This is a genomic window from Coriobacteriia bacterium (assembly GCA_003149935.1).
Taxonomy (GTDB): domain Bacteria; phylum Actinomycetota; class Coriobacteriia; order Coriobacteriales; family QAMH01; genus QAMH01.
This window is the reverse complement of record QAMH01000004.1, coordinates 175,183-193,928: the sequence shown is the minus strand read 5'-3', so window position 1 is coordinate 193,928 and position 18,746 is coordinate 175,183. Positions and strand designations below refer to the sequence as shown.

The following is an 18,746-nucleotide window of genomic DNA, read 5'->3' as shown; positions in this document are numbered from 1 at the left end:
AGGGGCCCGCAAGGGGTCTCTCTCCTTAGCCGTACCTATGCGCGTAAAGGTTACAGGAACCTTTTACTCTTCCGTGGAATCCTCGTCGTCATCCTCGGAGTCTTCTTTGCCAAAGCCAAAGAATCGCGCAATCCTCTTGCGAAGACGGAAGAAGAAACCGCCTGCTCCTGCACCGGCACCTGCAGCACCTGCTCCAGCTGCGCCCGCAGCTCCAGCAGCACTGGCGGCACCTGCAGCGCTTGCTGCCCCAGCGGCACCCGCAGCGGCAGCGCCTGCAGCTCCCGCCGCAGCAGCACCCGCACTGGCACCGGCAATGGACAGGCCAACGCCAACAACGCCGGCGACTGCCGCGACACCTACGCCAACAGCGGCGACGGTGCCCACGACCCTACCGGTATCGGTGGACAGGAAGTCCGCAATGCCACCGAAAACGCCCTTGTCCTCAGCGCCAATGGTCTGGATTTCCTCGACCTCGGGCACTTCGAACATGCCCTCAGCCGCCTCGGCAATCTCGGCTGCCTCGGCAGTCGGAATGCCACCGTTACCGCTGTAGCCGCTATTGCTACCACGGCCGCCGTAGGGCGTGTATCCATTGGCGCTGCCGTTAAGGCTCGGATCAGCCGGCGGCGTGGGCCTAAGCGAATCCGTGACAGGCACGTTCGGCGTGCTCGGATCATTTGGATGCTCGTTGGGATCAGCAGCGGTGTCAAGAGTCCACATGGCATAGAGCGTGGAGGAGGCACCGTCCTTGTCAGCCAGGATACCGGCCTTGATAAGAGCGGCAAGCGTCTCGTCAGTGCCCAGCGCGATACCCGTGCCATCGGCTCTGGTGTTCCAGCCCGCAAAGAGGTAATGATCGCGCTTGAGGGCGGCTGCCTTGGTCAGGATGTCCTTGCAACCGTAGGAAACGGTCATCGGAGCAGCCTCGCCCCAGCCGCCGTTTGCGTCGTAATTGATCGTATAAGTATTAGTGGCGAAAATCGCTGTCAGAGTGATGTTGTGGAAGAGCGAGTAACCGGTCTTTTCGTCCGTGTACTTCGAGAGGCCCATGACGACCTCAGCCGTCAGCTTGTCACGGTCGCGAATGGCGTCGGGCATGTCACCCAAGGTGCCGCTCGCCTTCCAGGTCACGAAGTGGTAGCCCTCGTTGGGATAGGCGGTGACGCCGGCAAGGGTCTTGTCGGAGCTGCCCTTGATGAGGCCATCGCCCGCACTCACGGTCTGCGTCACCGTGGAGGTCTTATCACTGCTTCCGGACTGCACCTTGCCGCCGTTCTCGACGGTGTAGATGATGTCCACGAAGATCTGCTTCCACTGCGCGTAAAGCTTCATGACATAGTTACTAGCGAGGACGCCAAGACCGGAGATATGCTCGCCAGCCCTATAGGCCGTGCCGCTACCATCGGGCTTGGTGTTCCAGCCATCGAAGCTATAGCCAAAACGCGTGAAGCCCGAATCGGCTATCGTGGCGCCGTGCGCAATCGTGACTTGGGTAGCGTCGGTGCTTCCATCTTCGGTGCCATTGCCAAAGTAATTGATAGTCCAGTCGCGCTCGACCGCCGCATCGATGATCCAACGCCACTCGATTCCGGGATACTCGCCATCTCCATACGGCATGCCGTGAGACGAGTTGCACACGACCGAAGTCGGCATGCCCTTGTCGTCCACGAGAATCGAGAGAGCGTCGATCTTGTAGAGATCGAAGACATAGTAATAAGTGTGATCCACGCCATCAATCGTTTCCACGTACGGGACGATGTTCCAATAGGCATCATCTACCGGGGAAAGAACGAGGCGCAGCTCGGAAGTGTTGGTACGCGCGAGATAATATTGACCAATCTGCAAAAGATAAAATCCCGCATACGAACCATCGGAAATGGACGTGAGTTGCCAAAGGATGGTCTCTTCCATTTCCGGATTGTAAAAACTGGTTATTTGATTTTCATTTTCGCCCAACCAGAAGTTGTCGTTTTTGTCCCACCGGATGAAGTACTGTCCGCTCTTCAGTGGGCGCGACACATCGTATAGCGTGCCGGGAGGTGCATTGCTATCTTGAGACGAAAGGGTGATAGCAGTGTTTGCAAAGTCGCTGCTAGATTCGTATATTTCACCCTCCTCGCCATTGTTGTCGGGAGTCACCGGAGTGGTAGCATCGCTCTCGTTTTGGACGGGAGCGGGCACCTCGTTCTTGTTCGAATCCTCGTTTTTGGAGTCGCCATTTTGCTCGCGACCGTCCTCGTCGAGGCTCGTGTTCTCATCATTTTCTACAGGGTTCTCGTCAGTCGTGTCGGTCGCGTCCGCCTCGGCGGAATCGCCCTTCTCGGCATCCTCGGAAACCTCGTCCGTGTCGAGGGCTTCGTCGCCATTCTCGGCGGGTTCAGCGTCCTCGTTCGTTTTCACGTCCGTTGAAACGTTCTCTTCGCCCTGCTCAAGGCCTTCGGAATCGTCTCCTACGGCACCCTCGAGAGCCTTTTCGTCCGTGAGCGCCGTATTCGCCTTCTCAGGGCTTACGGCATCCACACCCTCATCCGAACCCATCTGGGTGTCGTTCAGGGCCTCAGACGCCAAAATATCGCCTTGCTTCTGCGCATCCAGATCGGATGCGGACGCGAGCGCCGGAGCGCCCAGGGCGAGCACGCCCAGACACAGCACCAGGGCCGCAGCGAGCAGCCCCAGTTTGCGCTGTATGTTCTGAGCACGCGTCATTACTTCTCATCCTCTTCCTCGCGGCGCCTGCGCGCGATCACGAGCAGGAGCATCATGAGGGCCGCGATGCCGCAGACTGCCTCGAGCGTCAGCATCGTGAACTCGTCACCGGTGCGCGGCGGACCATCGACCACGTAGCTGCCCTCGAAGACCGGCCTGATCTCGAGCGGGCCAAGCACGGTGAGCTCGCTCAGGTCGTTGAGGAAGCCGGTGGTGACCTCGCCCGTGTCGGCATTGGTCATCGTGTACTCCCAGCCGGAGAAGCTGTGGCCCCAGTCAGCCCAGGGGTTCAGGCCCTCGATGAAGGACTGCGGGATCTTCTCGCCCCAGACCACATCGGTGCCGCTGACGTTAACCGAGCCGCCATCCTTGGGAGGCAGGACGTTGACGCCGTAGGAGTTGATGCCCCACTCGGCGTAGAGCTTCATGCCCTCCTCGGGCATTACCAGACCGGTCTGGCCGAGCTCGTAGTGCGTGCCCGTGCCGTCGGCCTTGGTGTTCCAGCCCTTGAGCGTGTGGTGGTTCATGCCAAAGTTGCTGCCACCGTCCAGGTTGAAGGTCAGACCATGGGCGGTCGAGAACGGATCGATGGAACCGTAGCCACCGTTGGCGTCGTAGATGACGCTCGCGTCAGCGTTGCGCTCGAAGCGGGCCATGTAGGTCGCGGCGTAAAGGCGGCCGTCGTTGGCGTGCTTGTCGATGGACAGCTCGCTCTTGTCATCGCGCAGCATCTTGAGGACGTTGGCGTAGGTGTTGTTAGCCATCGCCATCATCTGCGCCTGCATCTCGGGCGTCACGAGGACCCACTCGACGAAGTGGTAGCCAGGCTTGGCGGTAGCCACGGAGTGCAGCTGCGTGCCAGCCGAGGAGCCCTCGCCCACGGGCTGCAGCGTGACGGCGCTCACCTTGTCGACGAAGCGGTCGATGCTGCCATGCTCCTCGTTGGAGACGGTGTAGGTGATCTCGATCTCGAGTTCCTTCCACTGAGCATAGAGCGTGATGGTCTTCTGCTCGTGCTTCGGGTCGAGGTAGTCGGAGATCTGCTTGTAGGTCATGGTGTTGTCAATCTGCAGGCCCGTGCCGTCGGCCTTGGTGTTCCAGCCGGCAAACTCGTAGCCATTGGGAGCAGCGTCGAGCTCGTCGTCGTTGCTCTTGTCAAAGCCGCCCTCGGTCCAGCCGACGCCGTGCATGTTGAGGTTCTCGACGTCAATCGGAGTGCGGTTGTCGGGCACCACGGTCAGAACGTTGCCGTTCTTCTCGGGGTCGTTGTTCAGGTCGTAGATGACCTCGAAGTCGTTGGCGAGCACCCACTGGGCGTAGAGCGTGAGGCCCTGCTCCAGCACGGTCATGTCGTCGATGCCCTCGCCAAAGATCCACGCGGCGATCTGAGCGTAGGTGGCGTCAGCGTCGAAGCTGTGGCCGGAGCCGTCAGCCTTGGTGTTCCAGCGGGCCGGTTTGTCCAGCAGCCTGTAGCCAACGCGGGTCGGCTCGGCCGTGGCCTTGGCATCCGGCTGCTCGTTCCAGGTCAGGCCCGTGATGATCTGGGCCAGCGTGCCCTCCTCACCGTAATTGGTGGCGAGGTTGAGCTTGAAGTCGCTGATGGCCTGGTACACGACCTTGAGGATGTTGCCCTCGGCCTTGGCGATGAGGCTCGGCATGGTGCCCGGGATGGTGTAGCCCATCGGGCGGTGCGCCTTGACGATGGCCTCGCTCACGGTGTAGCGGGCACCCTCGTAGACGACCTGGTCGGCCTCGGAGAAGTGGACGGTGTCGGGCAGCTTGTTCTCGACGCCGCCGTCGTTGGTGTAGAACTCGATGGTGACGGGAGCCCACTTGACCCACACGGCGTAGAGCACGATGGCGTTGGCCGAGGAGGCATCGTCACGGTCGCTGATGCCCAGGAGGGCGGCCAGCGTCTTGAGATCGACGGTCGCGCCCGGAGCGTACTTGGTGGGCGTGGCGCCGCCGGCGGGACGGACCTCCCAGCCCATCCACTTGTAACCCGGCTTGTTGTACTTGGCGAGCGTCGCGGGATCGTCCAGCGGCACGTTGCTCGTCCAGCCGAAGTTGTTCTTCTTCGTGATCTCGACGTAGCTGGCGTCGGCGCCATTGGTGTCGTCGCCCCAGATCACGGTGTAGTTGCGGGCCTTGAGCTTGGCGTACAGCGTGATGCTCATGATGGAGTCGCGCTCGACGCCATGGATGCCCTTGACGATGTTGCCATAGGTCATGGCAGCGGTGATGTCATGGAGGTTACCGGCCGCGTCCTTGTACTGCCAGCCGTAGCCCTCGAGCTCGTACCCGGTGATGCCGGCAGGCGAGCCTTCCATGGCCAGGTCGTTGGTGTACCAGTACACGCCGTCGCGCTTGCCGACGCCGGTCTGCTTGCCGTCAACCTCGACGACGTAGTTGACCACGTAGCCGGTCTTGGGCGCGTAGAAGATCTTGAGGACAACGGGCTCGCCGTCAGCGCCAAGACCCGCGGTGCTGTACACGCCGAACGGATCGCACTGGCCGGCAACGTAGGCCCAGCCCGGGCAGCTCGGCATCGGCAGCGTGCCAGGCAGGCTGCTGGTCTGGGTGCCGGCACCCGTGATGGTGAGGGTCGAGGCACCCGGCTTGATGGTGACGGTGCTGCCCTCGATGGTCGTGTACTTGTTGTTCCAGCCCGTGGGGATGGTCTCGGTGGTCACAACAAGCTTGCCGTTCTCGTCGTAGATGAGCTTGTAGACGAGGATGGAGAATTCCATGTTCTTGGCCCAGTTCGCGGTGACCTTGACGGGCGCGAAGGGCATGGTGAAGTGTGCACCGTCGGCGCCCAGGGTGGCGGTCTTCTCGCTGCCGTCGGTCGGGTCGTTCCAGGTGACGGTCCAACCAGACAGGCTCATGCCTGCGAGCGTGGCGCCCGGAACGTTGACGGTGACGGTGCCGAAGGCCTGCGAGGGGCCGGCGTTGCCAGTCCAGGTACCGGTGGCGGAGCCGTTGGTGCCCAGATCGTAGGTGATGTCGTACGGGATGCGGTCGTAGTAGACGATCAGCTCGGTGGTGCCGTTGGCCTTGACGAAGGCGCGCAGCAGCTCACCGGTGATGCCGGTGACGAACTTGTAGCCAAAGTAACGGCCGCTCGTGGTGTCGAGCAGGTGCGAGGCAGCCGGGTTGCTCGAATCCATGACGTCAGCCGTACCCTCGGACTCGATATCCGAGAACTTGATGGAGTCGAGCTTGCTGTAACCCTTGCCGTCGATGTTCTGACCCATGTAAGTAATGGTGTACTCGGTGGCGGCGGGAGCGAACTTCGCGTAGAAGGTCACGGGCGCCCAGCCGGAATCGGGACGATGCGGCTTGAGGGTGGAGGAGATGACGCTGGTGCCCTCCGTGATGTTGCTGACCCAGTCGCGGACCTCATCGACGCCCAGCGGGATGGTGCAGTCGGCGTCGAGGTACCAGCCCACGAACTTGTAACCCGGCTTGGCCGTGGCGACGGTGCCCGGGGCAACGGTCATGGACGCGTTGTTGATGGGATCGACGAAGTTGGAGAGCGTGCCACGCACGTAGGTGGAGCCATCCGGATTGGCGATGGCGTAGTTGATCTTGAGGCCATCGAAGCTCCAGACGGGCACGAAGATGACGCCATGGGCCGGCATCTTGAAGGTACCGGTGTAGGCGGTCGCGGAAAGCTCGCCGGCGCTGATGACGCCGTCGTTGTTGGTGTCGGTCCAGATCTTCCAACCCTCGAGCGAGTAGTTGGGAAGCGTGATGTCGGCGCTCGTGAGCAGCGTCACGGTCTGGTCGGTGCGCGGCTTGGGCATCACGATGTAGTTACCGGTGGTGCCGGCAGCGGTGCCCGTGGGCGTCCAGGTGCCGGTGCCCTCGAGGCTGTCGATGGAGAAGATCAGGTCCTGCTCCATGGCCTCCCAGATGGCGATGAACTCGACGTTGCTGCGAACCTCGAAGTCCATGGTGCCGGCGGTGCCGAGACCAGTGGTGTCGTAACCGGCGCCACTCGGGGCAATCCAGTAGTACTTAGTGCCGTTGATGTTCCAGGTCCAGCCCACGAAACGGTAGCCGGCAGCCGCGGGAGCGTCCTGCGTGCGGTCGTTGCCGCCGATCATGAGCGGGAAGGTGTTGACGTTGGGGTTACCGGACACCTCGTCATCGACCACGATGGTGCTCGTGAAGCCGGCGCCACCATGGTTGTTGGGGCCGCTGCCGGGACCATAGCTCACGAAGAAGGTCTGGGCCCAGATCGCGGTGAAGGTGGTGTCGCAGTTGATGATGACGCTGTCGGGGTTCTGCGTCGTGTAGGTCACGCCGTCAGCGCCCACGTAGCTCCAGCCCGCGAAGACGAAGTCGTAGTCGGGGGTGACGGTGATGTTGCTGGAGTTGCCCGTCGAGCTCGCGTCGGTAAGCGTCTTGCCATGGGCGACGGTGAAGGGCATCGTGGCCGGAGCCTTGACGGTGACGGTACCGCCCATGCCCGGCGTGGAGTCGGAGCGGAAGGCGACGTTGTGGCCGTTGCGCGACCAGACACCCACGATGGTGACGGGACCGTCGGGCATCGTGAAGTTGACGGCGTTGGCCAGCGTCATGGTGACCGGCGCGGTGGCGCCCGTCTCGGTGTAGCTCACGGACCAGCTGAAGGTCCAGCCATCGGTCGCGGGCATGGTGGGCATGACGAGCGGCGTGCCGTACTTCTGCTCGGTCGTCGCGGCGGTGATGCCCGTGGTGGGATAGTTCGGGACCGGCAGGGTCTCGGGGGCGTCAGCACCCGGAGCTGCCGAGGAAACGTTCACGTTGTAGGCGTTGCGCACGTAGTAGAGCTTGAGCTTCTGGCCACCGGTCAGCGGATCGATGGTCTCGATGGAGCCGGTGACACCAGGAGTATAGGTGAAGCCCTTGATGCTCTTCTTCATGGCGTTGGTGACGACGACGGTCGAACCCTCCTCGCCGGAGCCGTTGCCGCGCGGAGCGAGGGCAAGGTCCTCGGCGTAGGTGCCGTCGAGCTGCTCGAGCCAGTACTCGATGGTGTAGTCGATCTGGCCCAGCGGGGTGAAGCGGGCCTCGTAGGTGCCGGTGGTGAAGATGTCACTGCCGGCAGGCTTGGTGACGGTCAGCGTCGCGCCGGAGGTGACGAGCACGCCGTCCTTATACCAGCCGATGAACTTGTAGCCGGCGTTGGCGGTGGCCGTCACGGCATGGGGCGTACCAGACACGGCGTTGACCTTCTCGGAAGCCGAGCCGTGGTTGGGCACGTTGATGACGTTGTCGGAGCTCTTGGCCGTACCACCGGTCTGCGTGGTGTAGGTGATGGTGACCTCGTTGGCCTCCCACTTGGCACGCAGCGTGATGCTGGTGACGGTATCGTTGTTGAGCGCGATGGCGGAGAACTTGGCGCCGCTGGGCACGTCAATCCAGTTGCCCGAGGCGTTCTTGTACTGCCACACGGGCGGATAGTGACCATCCCACACGGGGACGTCGGCACCCGTCGGCGTCAGGTTGGTGGAGTTCCAGCCGACGTTCTTGTCGGCGGGCTTGACGACGCTGGACGGAGCGGGCGCACCCGTGGAGTCCGTGCCCAGGTCGTACTTGACGGTGAACTGCTTCTCGACCCAGTAGACCACGAAGGTGACCTTGGCGCCGGAGACGACGTCAGCGGCAATCGAGGTGGTCTTGGTGTCGGAGCGACCGGAGCCCGCGGGCCAGTTGACGATCTGGTACACGTAACCCTTGAGCAGGTCGTTACGGTTGGTACCGTCAGGACGCTCGAACTCGGCGATGTAGTCATGCGTGTTGAGGTTGGTGATGTCGGCCATGGTGCCCGGCGTCATGTAACCCGTGACGGAGCCCACCTTGTGGATGCCGTTGGGGTCAAGGGTACCAGGCGTGTTGGCCACGAAGTCGACGGTGTTGAACTCGATCTCGAACAGGGCGTTCTTGATGAGGTCGGCCGTCAGGATGAAGGTCGAACCGTCGGCAGGCGTCGGCGTGCCGTCAAAGGCGGAGACGTTGAGCTTGCCGCTTGTCTTGAGCCAGGTCTGCTCGGTGCCACCGGCCGGCGTGTACTTCCAGCCATTGAGGAAGGCGGAGCCGTCGGTGATGATGTAGTCGAAGTAATCGATCTGGTCATTCCAGGTCAGGCCGCTCATCGGCGCGCGCAGGTCGGCGCCCTTGTCGTCGACAAAGCGGACGGTGAAGCTCTTCTGATCCCAGATGCCATAGAGGGTGATCTCGGTCTTGGTGTTGTCGGTCGTGCCGAAGAGGCTCTGGTAGAGAGCCGAGAACACGGTGGAGTTGTTGACGGTCATGCCGGAAGCAGCCGTGGTGGAGCTCCACTTGATGAAGTCGTAACCGGGGACGGTCAGGGTCTCGAAGCCGGAGGCGAGGAGGTTAGCCTGGGTCCAGGTCACGGTCTTGTCTGCGATGGCGGGGCTGGTGCCCTCGGGGTAACGCGCGTTGTAATGGATGGTGTAGGACTTCTCATCCCACTTGGCGTACAGCGTGAGCTCGAAGGTACCGTCGTCCTTAGCGGTGATGCCCGCGGCGGCCACGGCATCGGCGTAGCTCATAGTATTAGTGAGGGCCTTGGTGAGGCCGGCATCCATGTACCAGCCGGCAAAGTTGTAGCCCTGCTTGGCAACGTTCTTGGCGTCGTTGCTCATGACGTTGTTGATGACGGCGGTGTAGGACACCTGCTGGCTCGCGGGCTGCGGCGTACCGCCGTTGACCACGTAGTTGATGGTGTTGCCCGTGCGCTCTTCCCACTTGGCCGTGAAGGTCATCGGCTTGGTGATGAGCAGGCTGGCCAGAGCGGCGTTGGAGTAGGTCTTGCCGTCGGCGTCGACCCACTGCACGAAGCCATAGCCGGTGTTGGCCTTGGTTCCGGGCACGTTGGCAGAACCGATGGCGGTGTTGTAGGTGACCTTGAGACCGGTCTTGTCGGCAGTGCTGCCGTCGGTCCAGGTGCCATGGTCACCGATCTTGAAGGTGACGTCGTATTTCTCGGCCTCGAACTTGGCATAGTAGGTGGCATTGGCAAAGACGCCGCCAGTGGCCTGCGGGGTGAGCTTGTTGCTGGCATCGACCCAACCGGCAGGCACGGAAGTGGTACCGGCAGCATCGGTAAACCAGCCGATGAACTTATGACCGGTACCGGCCGTAGGCGTGGAGCCCGCGGGCGTGCCAGAGGCCATGCCAAAGTTGGAGCCCTCGTTGTTCTTGGAGAGCGTGCCCATGGAGGCAGAACCCGTGGTCGTGGTGTAGGTAATGGTGACGAGCTTCTCGCGGAAGACCGGGTACAGCGTGACACCGTAGCCGTAGTCAACGCCGGCCATGTTGTAGATGCTGTTCTTGGTGCCCGACGTCATGGTGAAGCTCGTGGTGTAGAGCGTGCTCGTACCACTTACGTAGGTGGCATCGGTGGTCCAGCCGAGCAGCTCGTAGGCGCTCGGATTGGTGGTCATCTTGTAGGTGGCGTCCAGGGGCAGGTTGGCAATATCGCCCGTATGGACGACCATGTCCGTGGCACCGGTACCCATGAGGCCGGAGATATTGGCCACATGGTTATCGAAGTGCAGCTGCTGGGCAGTCTCGGTGTAGACGGCCTCGAACTCGTAGGTCATGGTCACGGTGGCGGGCATGTTGTCGCCGCCCGTGCGCACGAAGACACCGGAGCTGTAGTAGCCCTCGACGTAGCCCGTCGTGCCGTCGTCGCCCGTAAACTTCCAGCCCGTGAACTTATAACCAGGCTTGGCCTTCGGGTTACCCTCGTTGCGATCGCCGGCAGGGTCAAGAGCACCGCCATATTCCGGCAGATCCCAACCATTTTGCAGGCCGACGTAACGCGTGCCGGGCACGGTCACGGCGCCGCTCACCATATTGCCATTGACCTCGGTGAAGCCACCAGTGCTCGGTGCCTGGTAGATGATGGTGAGCGTGCGGCCCCAGCGGGCGATCATGACGGCATTGCCATTGCAGGTCCACGGCGTGGAAACCGCACCATCTGTGCCCAGGAGGCCGGCGGTGGAAACGATGCCCATGTTGGTACCGGTGGACTCGCTGCCAGACGTCGTGCAGTTCTCGTAGACCTCCCAGCCGATGAAGTAGTAGCCCGTCTTGGCGGTGGTCGTCGGGACACCCGACAGATTGCCACCAAAGTCGATGCTCTGGCTCGTCGGGGTACCCAGGGTACCCTGGTTGGTGTTGGAGTTCTTGAAGGTGACGTTGAACTTGTTCTTGGACCAGACGCCTTGGATGACGACGGCGTTATTGGGCATGGTGAAGGAGTTACCGGAGATAGTGACACCACCGGAGACAACCGTCCAGCCAGTAAAGGTGTAACCGGTCACGGCAGAGGGAGCCGTCAGGTTGACGGTGGCACCGTACTTGACGCTCTGGGTGGCGGGCGTGTAGACGGCGCCAGCCGGAACGTCACCAGAGTAGCTTACCTGCACGTCGTTGACGTTGCGCTTGAAGTACAGCTTGATCACGTTGTCACCGGGCGTGCCGCTGATGGTGATCTTCTTGGCGGTGCCGGTCTTGGCATCGTCATAGGTGAAGCCCGTGAAGGACTTGCGCACGATGGTGATGGCATTGCCCGCGGTGCCGGCGGTGGTGCCGGCCTCGACGGTCCAGCCAAAGGGCGCGGTGTCATTCGTAGTGGCACTTGCGTCAATGGTGTAGGTGGTGTCGCTCGTCGTGCTCTGGAAGTAGTACTCGACGGTGAAGGCGATGCCCTTGGGCGACACGGTCAGATAGTAGCTGTTATTAGTGTAGAGACCGCTCGTCTTGGGAACGGTCAGCACGCCGCCAGCACCCACGTTGGCAGCCGCGACGGCCGTGCCGCTGTAGCTACCCAGGGTCCACTTGGAGCCGCTGGCAACGGAATACTCATGATTGCTGTCGATGACGGGACGGATGCCAGCCGAGATGTTCTGGCCGGTCGGCGTCGTTGCACTGGCGCTGGCATAGATGTCGCCCGTGGCGGCACCCACGTACAGGACGCTGCCATCGGCCAGGGCGTTGCCGCCAAACTGCAGGGTGGAGCTGGCATCGCTGTAGAAGCTCAGCTGTACCTTGTTCTCCTCCCACTGCGCGTAGATGGTGAGCGTGGCACCGCTGGCAACGCCGGCGAGAGAGAAGACGTCCTTGACCTTAGCACCACCGGCGACGTCAGTGCCACTGCCGTTGGCGGCCGTGTTCCACTTCTTGAAGGTGTAACCGGCACGCGTCGGATTGCTCGGAAGCGTCAGCGCCGTCTCGGGCTGGGCGTTGGGCGTGCTCGTGTTGGGCGAGCCACCGTTGGCGTTCCAGCTGATGGTGTAGGTGAAGGCAGCCCAGGTGCCGGTCAGCGTGGCGGTACCCTTGAGGGTGCCGTCGGCAGAGCTGCCGGACCAGGAGATCTTGAAGTTTGCCACGGGCGTATTGCCGCTCGCGACGGTGGCCGCCGCGTTGCTCGCGTTGGTATAGGACCACTTGTCAAAATTGAAGCCCGTGCGCTGGTAGATGGTGCTGCCAGCCGGCACGTTGAGGTTGGCGCCGTAGTTGGCGGTCATCGTGTAGGGGTTGGGCGACACGCCAGACTTGATGGTGGCATCCGCCGCGCCCGGCTGGAAGGTGAAGGTCACCTGGGCAGCCTGCCACAGGGCGTAGAGCGTCTTGGATGCGGTCAGGTTGTTGAAGGTGGCGCCAGCCTGATACCTGGTTGCCGTGGTGGAGTCTTTCGTCTCGGTCCAGCCGAGGAAGTTGTAACCAACGCGCGTGGGGTTGGTCACGGACGGGATGGTGTAGGAGCCGCCATTGAGAATGTTGGCCGTGGTGGTCACACCGGTGCCGGCGCTGCCATAGGAGCCACCGTTGGGGTTCAGGGTAAAGGTGACGCGGTCCTTCTCGGTCCACTTGGCGTAGAGCTTGATGGTGGTGGTAGACTCGTTTGCCTGGCCCGCGCCCTTGGCGGCGTTCCATAGGTTGTTGAAGGTCATGGCGTTGGACATCTGCGTACCGGTGCCGCTGCCGTTGGAGTCTTTCTGGAAGAACCAGCCGCCAAAGGTGTAACCGGTCTTGGTGGGGGCAGTCGGGAGCGTCACGTTGGCAGTCCACTTGAGATTGGGCTGCGTGTTGTAGGCCGTGCCGTCGCTGGCACCGGAAGCCTGGTCGTAGAACACGGCGCTGAAGCCCGTGCGCTCGGTCCACTGCGCGTAGAAGGTGGTGGCGGTGGTGATGTTGCTCGTCGTGGCGCCGGCGGCATAGGCGGTACCGGAGCCATTGGCGGCCGTATTCCAGCCGGCGAAGGTGTAGCCCATGACGCTCGGAGTGGTGCTGGGCAGCGTATAGGGCGTGTTATAGGTAACGGTAGTATTAGAGGGCGTGCCAGTGACGTTAGTTACAGCGCCCGTGGGTTTATTCGCGTTAAAGCTGATGGCGGGGTTTGCGGCCCACTGCGCATACAGCGTGATGTTCGAGGTGATGTTGCTGATGGTGGCGCCGGCGGCATAAGCGGTACCGGAGCCATTGGCAGCCGTGTTCCAGCCCGTGAAGACGGAGCCGGTCTTGCTAAACGGATTGGCCGCGACGGTATGGCTGCCGCCCGAAGCGACGGTTGCGGAGACCGGGGCCGAGCCGCTGGTCGAGCCATTGCCGTTGTACGAGACGGTGAACAGCTGCGTCCACTTGGCGTAGAGGGTCTTGGTCGTGTTGGCCGTCACGTTCGGGATGCTGATGGAGCCGCCGGCAGCGTAGACGACGGGGCCACTTGCACTCTCGGCCCAACCATCGAAGCGATAGCCGGAGAGCGACGGCGCAGCACCGGCAGTGCCGCTGAAGGTGGCGTTATAGTTGACTTTCGTGGTGGAGGAAGACGGCATGCCCGTAGGATTGCCGGTCGTATTCTTATTATAGTTTATGGTGACGTCGTACTGGTTAATCTTCCACACGGCATAGAGCGTGTAGTTGCCACCGTCAGCCGGCGTACCCGACCCATCTATATTAGTAAGTGCCGCGCCCGCAACGTAATCGGCGGCGGTAGCGCTAGGACTCTTGGCCCAGCCCAGGAAGGTGTGACCAGCCTTGTCCGTCCAACCCGCGGGCTTGGATGCGGCGGTAGCGGCAAGGTTATCGTAGGTAATCTTCTGAGCAGTGCCCGTAGCGCCATTGGGATCATAGGTCACATCAAAGGAAACCTTGACCTCCTGGGTCTTGCAAACGAGCTCGTAGTGACCGCCCGGAAGTATGAAATTCAAATCGTAATCATGGCTAGAAGTGCCGTAACCCGTAATCAGGTTAACGAACTGCGAGAGCGTATACCCAGGGCCAGGCAGCGGCGTCGTGCAATCAGGATCCAGGGATGTGCTATACATCCTGCTGGTCATATAAATCTTGTACGGCTCAGTGAAAACAGCACTGGGATAGTCCGCTTTTGTGGGATATTCAAGCTCCTTGTCCCAATTGTATGTTCCACCGATACCATTAATCTTGATTCCGCCAGTATCATAAAACTGCAAATCAAACTGCGACATATTCCATCTAGTATAAATATGGCAATTCGTAACGGTTGCATTCATAGCAGTAGCGAGCGTGGAAGCAAAGTAATCTCCAGTCTCAGACCAGTTAATATTGGTCGCCATGACTTTTCCGTTATTCATTCGAATGAACGTATGCTGATTCGGAGAAAAGCCATATCTCTTCAAACCATTGAAGAGAGCATTGAGTTCAGCGAGAGAAGCTTTCTTTGTATCGTTGTTAGTGGTATCGAAAGTAAAGGTATATGCCTCGCCAGCACGAAACATCAGTTTGCCGCTCTTGTTAAAAATCGGATCGAACGAATTGCCAATGGATTGGAAACCAAACTTGTTCTTGGCATCGGCAACAACCTCTTCGACTGTCGTATAGCCAGCCTGCGTGATAGTAGTGCTACTCGGTAAAGAACCGCCCTGCCTAATTCCCCAGTCAAAGTGAATAGTCACAGTATTAGTGGACTGGGGCGTCAGGTAGCGCACGGGACCGTACACATCCTCGCCCGCATTATCTACGTTAGCAGATAGGTGCCGCACGGGGCCGTATACTTCTTCTTCGATATCACCTCCCTCGACAACAGAGGAGCTATCCCCAGCTGCATTAGCTTGATCGCTAGTCGTCGGCTGAGTGATAGTCACATCCTCGGCTACACCCGGGCTAGAGGCAGATGCATTAGCTTCGTCGCTAGTCGTCGTCTGCGTGCTATCCGGGCCTTCAGCCTTGTTGTCGTTCAGGGAGGGCTTCGCAACGTTGGCATCAACATCGCAATCCGCATTCTCACCTGCGGATTCGTCGGCGGTGTCCTGGGCGCTATCGGCGCTATCAGGATTGCTATCAGCATCGGCGGAATTTACCGTCCCCAGAATAGACGAAGACCCCGCGACCGAATCGGTGGCGGAGTCTTCGTTGGAGGCGCTATCTGCCTTAGCTGCATCCCCTGGACCTTCGGTCCCAGAGGAGCCGGGTTCATCACCCGGACTAGCTTTGCCAGACGATGTTGATGCCAAGGTCACTATTTCGACCTGACCGGCATCAATGCCATCTGAAATAGCATTTTGCGTTTCTAGCTTCACAGCGGTGTCTCCGTTGGACGTAGCGACCGCTTGCGTACTAGCAGTACACATGCTATCATTATTACTATCAGTTGACGCAAAAGCGTGCATAGGTTGAAGGAGGAAGCAGACAAAGGCAACGAGCACGGCAAAGAGGGCCGCTAATACCAGCGATCTCCTCGTCTGCGCGTGGGCAGCATGAGAGACGGCTGTCGCCAGCCCGCTTCTCTCTATGTCGTAGTGCTTCTGCACCCTGCTGCCTTTCCTTCTTGCTTCCGGCCCGCGAGTCGCCGCACAGTCTTCCCGTTTATGAAGGCTTGCGGTTCATACGATCCGCCGCGCCCTCTGGGTTTGACGGTTTGCCCTAAGGCTTGCCGTCAAGTCCCCCACTGGGTGACTTTGGCTGACTCCTCGCGAAGGGCGCAGTGCGCCCAATGCCGCTTTTGAATCATTGCGTACTCTACTCCCAGACCCCCGCGCTGTAAACCCCCAGGTCAAAGAAAGCGCGGGATTTTTGGCATTTTTGGCGCGGGACACCACCTGACCTGCGCAAACGAGGCGCGGAAGCCGTCAAATCATCTCTTATCACACCCAAAATCCCCGCGCTGTCCAAAATACAGGCGCGGAACCCAGCGCGGGAAAAGTACCGAAATCGCTGTTCGATATGCTTTGACCTGGTGTTATGAAGCGCGGAACCAAGCGCGGAAGCCTATAGAACGACGTCACTTTGCCAGCCAGAAACAGCAGCAGCGCCCGATGACGGCATAGAAACTTGACCAACGCGAGCCCTTTCTTCGATTTCCAGCGAGTGTCCAAAAATGCCCCTTTATTGCCGTTTACCTGCGGTTCCGCGCCATCTTCGCTCCGCCCACCAGCCTTTCCGCGCCACCCTCTCCTTGCTTATCCGCGCTTCCGCGCCGAAGCATTACGTGGGCTGCAAACCCGTCCAGACACCGCTGCAAATCCCTCCCAGATTTCTGCGCCTCCAATATGAACGGTCGATTTTCGACAACGAGCGGCGCGTGAAACCCCGCCCTCTCCATCCTCCATTCACAATTCTCGGAAGGCGGCGACCCCCCCTGTCATCCCGAGCGAAGCGACCCCCCCCTGTCATCCCGAGCGAAGCGACCCCCTGTCATCCCGAGCGCAGCGAACGCAGTGAGCGCAGCCGAGGGATCTCCCCGTTCCGCCGCCTCGCGGCACCCCCTGTCATCCCGAGCGCAGCACCCCCCCCTGTCATCCCGAGCGAAGCGAACGCAGTGAGCGGAGTCTAGGGATCTCCCCGTTCCGCCGCCTCGCGGCACCCCCCCTGTCATCCCGAGCGAAGCGAACGCAGTGAGCGGAGCCGAGGGATCTCGCTCTTACGTTCCAGTAGCTGTGACGGGCGAGATTTCTCCACTCCGGGGCCTTCGGCCCCTCCGGTCGAAATGACAAGAGGGCGGCCTTCGGCCCCTCCGGTCAAAATGTGTCACGGGGTCAGACCCCGTGACACACAGCGCCAGATGCAACACCTAGGGCGCGTGGTGCGTCTACCAGGGCGCATGGGCTTCTAAGCCATGGAGACGCACCACGCGCGCCCTCCGAAACCAGAGCCCACGCGCCCGTTCTATATATGGGCGATACATCGATTGAACCTGTTTGCGACTTCAGCCGACAGATTCCCGTGGTCACAATGCCAGCAAACAACACGAGGGGCGGGACGTATCTACCAGGGCGCATGGGTTTCTAAGCCCTGGCAGGCACACCCCGTGCCCCCTCACGCTGGGGCAATATGTGGCGCTGAGAGGCGCTAAGGCCTTCTCTGCGCCCCAAGACACCCCATGACCCCGGAAAACCCGTTAGAAGGCGTTTAAACGCGTCGTTTTTGCAGGGGATATCGTTTCGTTAGCCACGAGACATCGACCGAGCCGCAAACCCTTGATTCCAAGCCTCGATTTGCCCTGTTTTGGCACCCGAGCTACGCGATTTTGGCCCATTTTCGACTTCGATATACGAAAATCGAACCCCATATCCAAAACCGCTATGCATTTTCGAAGCTTTGCTATGAGCAATTCACAAAATCCTAGCTGTTCAGATTTCATAAATATCAATTGTTAGTTGAACATCCATTTTTGCTAACTATTCAGATAGCGATTTTAAAAGATTTCATTCTCTATTTGGATATACATTCTAATTGTTTAAATCACTTAATAATAAAATACATATACTTGTATTTATTATTTAGCAGGTATTGCCAGTTAATAATTGAAATCCTACTAGTGACTTTTACTTATAAATGTACTTATCCTTTAACAGAATTACTTTAGTAAAAGTACTGTCCATATATAGACTATTTAAAACTAAATGCTTTACTCACTTAAGACTAACTGATGCATTATTTACATTACAAATTAATCTGTTTTCTAATTAATCTTCTAGAACATTAACCAGATTTCAAATTAATCTGATTCTCTGATAAAGCGTTACTCACATTTATCCATACACAAGATAATTTGATCCTCGCATCGATCAGAACCTAGATAATTCGAACCAGAAGACATGCAAATCTAAACGAGAAAAGATAATCCATGGAGACATCCCTCTCAGCGCTATCTCACGCAAAGGCTAGAAACGAGATTGATGTCGCTTAACGCAAGTATAATGATCTCTATGAAGAGATTAGAAGGAAACATAGTCATTCAATCGGGAGCCAATGTCTGGCCACACGAGCTGCGAACAGCAGAAGCGTTTGCAATACGTGGCCATGACGTGCTTTTCCCGAAGAAAAGCAATGACGATTATCGCAATTCGCCCGACGCAAATATCTTTGGCTTGGTCTGGGAGATCAAATCACCTCGAAGTCCAAAACCAGACAAAGTATTAAAGATCGTTCGTGAGGCAATACATCAATCGCCAAATGTCATATATGACAGCCAAAGAATTAAAAACCTGACAGACACTCAAATCGAACATGAGCTTCGCAAGATTTCTCCTGCATTAAGAGCCCTGAAAAATCTTCTGTTTGTTAATCGCAAACGCAACATCATTGTTGTAAAACAGACTGATAGGTTTGACATTTAGTTCGTCGTATTTTAAGATTATTCATGCATAAGCACTGGTATGGAGGTCATTTTCCTCTTGGACCGGTGCTTTTCATTTGATATTAGTGAGTCCTTCCTCCAGCACTTACATGACTCATTACGTTGCCCCTAATGACTCTCCTGTGCTGCACCCCTCACGTCTGCAGTCCCCAGCACGCAAAACCGCGAATCTCTAGGTCCGCCGTCCCAGTACGTGCAGAAATCGCCGGCCTCTAGCCTCTGTACGCCCCGGACCCTGGACATCCGCCGTTTCTGCGTACCCGCGACGTCCTATACGATAAAGCGATCTTTCTCTTTATTAGACCATGCTGAGCCGAATCAAAGAGGGGCTGTACTCGACAGTATCAAGCATCGTCAGAAGTGACGGATCTAGATCATGTCCCAAATGTTGGTGTAAGAA

General features: G+C 59.2%; 4 protein-coding genes. 1 reads left to right on the top strand and 3 read right to left on the bottom strand.

Going from position 1 to position 18,746, the window contains the following annotated elements:
* Positions 1–63: 63 nt before the first annotated feature.
* The 3 genes from DBY20_01270 to DBY20_01260 form a co-directional block, all read right to left on the bottom strand.
* On the bottom strand, positions 64–2,706 hold the full coding sequence (locus DBY20_01270) for a hypothetical protein (GenBank protein PWL79881.1): 2,643 nt from the start codon (positions 2,704–2,706) through the stop codon (positions 64–66).
* Complete coding sequence (locus DBY20_01265; protein PWL79880.1) at positions 2,706–15,413, bottom strand: hypothetical protein; 12,708 nt, start codon at positions 15,411–15,413, stop codon at positions 2,706–2,708. Before DBY20_01265 ends, DBY20_01270 begins: the two co-directional genes overlap by 1 nt.
* A 689-nt stretch (positions 15,414–16,102) precedes the next feature.
* The gene (locus tag DBY20_01260) at positions 16,103–16,309 is read right to left on the bottom strand and encodes a hypothetical protein (GenBank protein PWL79879.1); all 207 of its coding nucleotides are present in this window, start codon (positions 16,307–16,309) and stop codon (positions 16,103–16,105) included.
* Between the two features lie 1,576 nt (positions 16,310–17,885).
* On the opposite strand from DBY20_01260, the gene DBY20_01255 reads away from it, so the two are divergent.
* A complete protein-coding gene (locus tag DBY20_01255) occupies positions 17,886–18,326 on the top strand; it encodes a hypothetical protein (protein ID PWL79878.1) in 441 nt (146 codons plus the stop codon).
* Positions 18,327–18,746 lie beyond the last annotated feature (420 nt).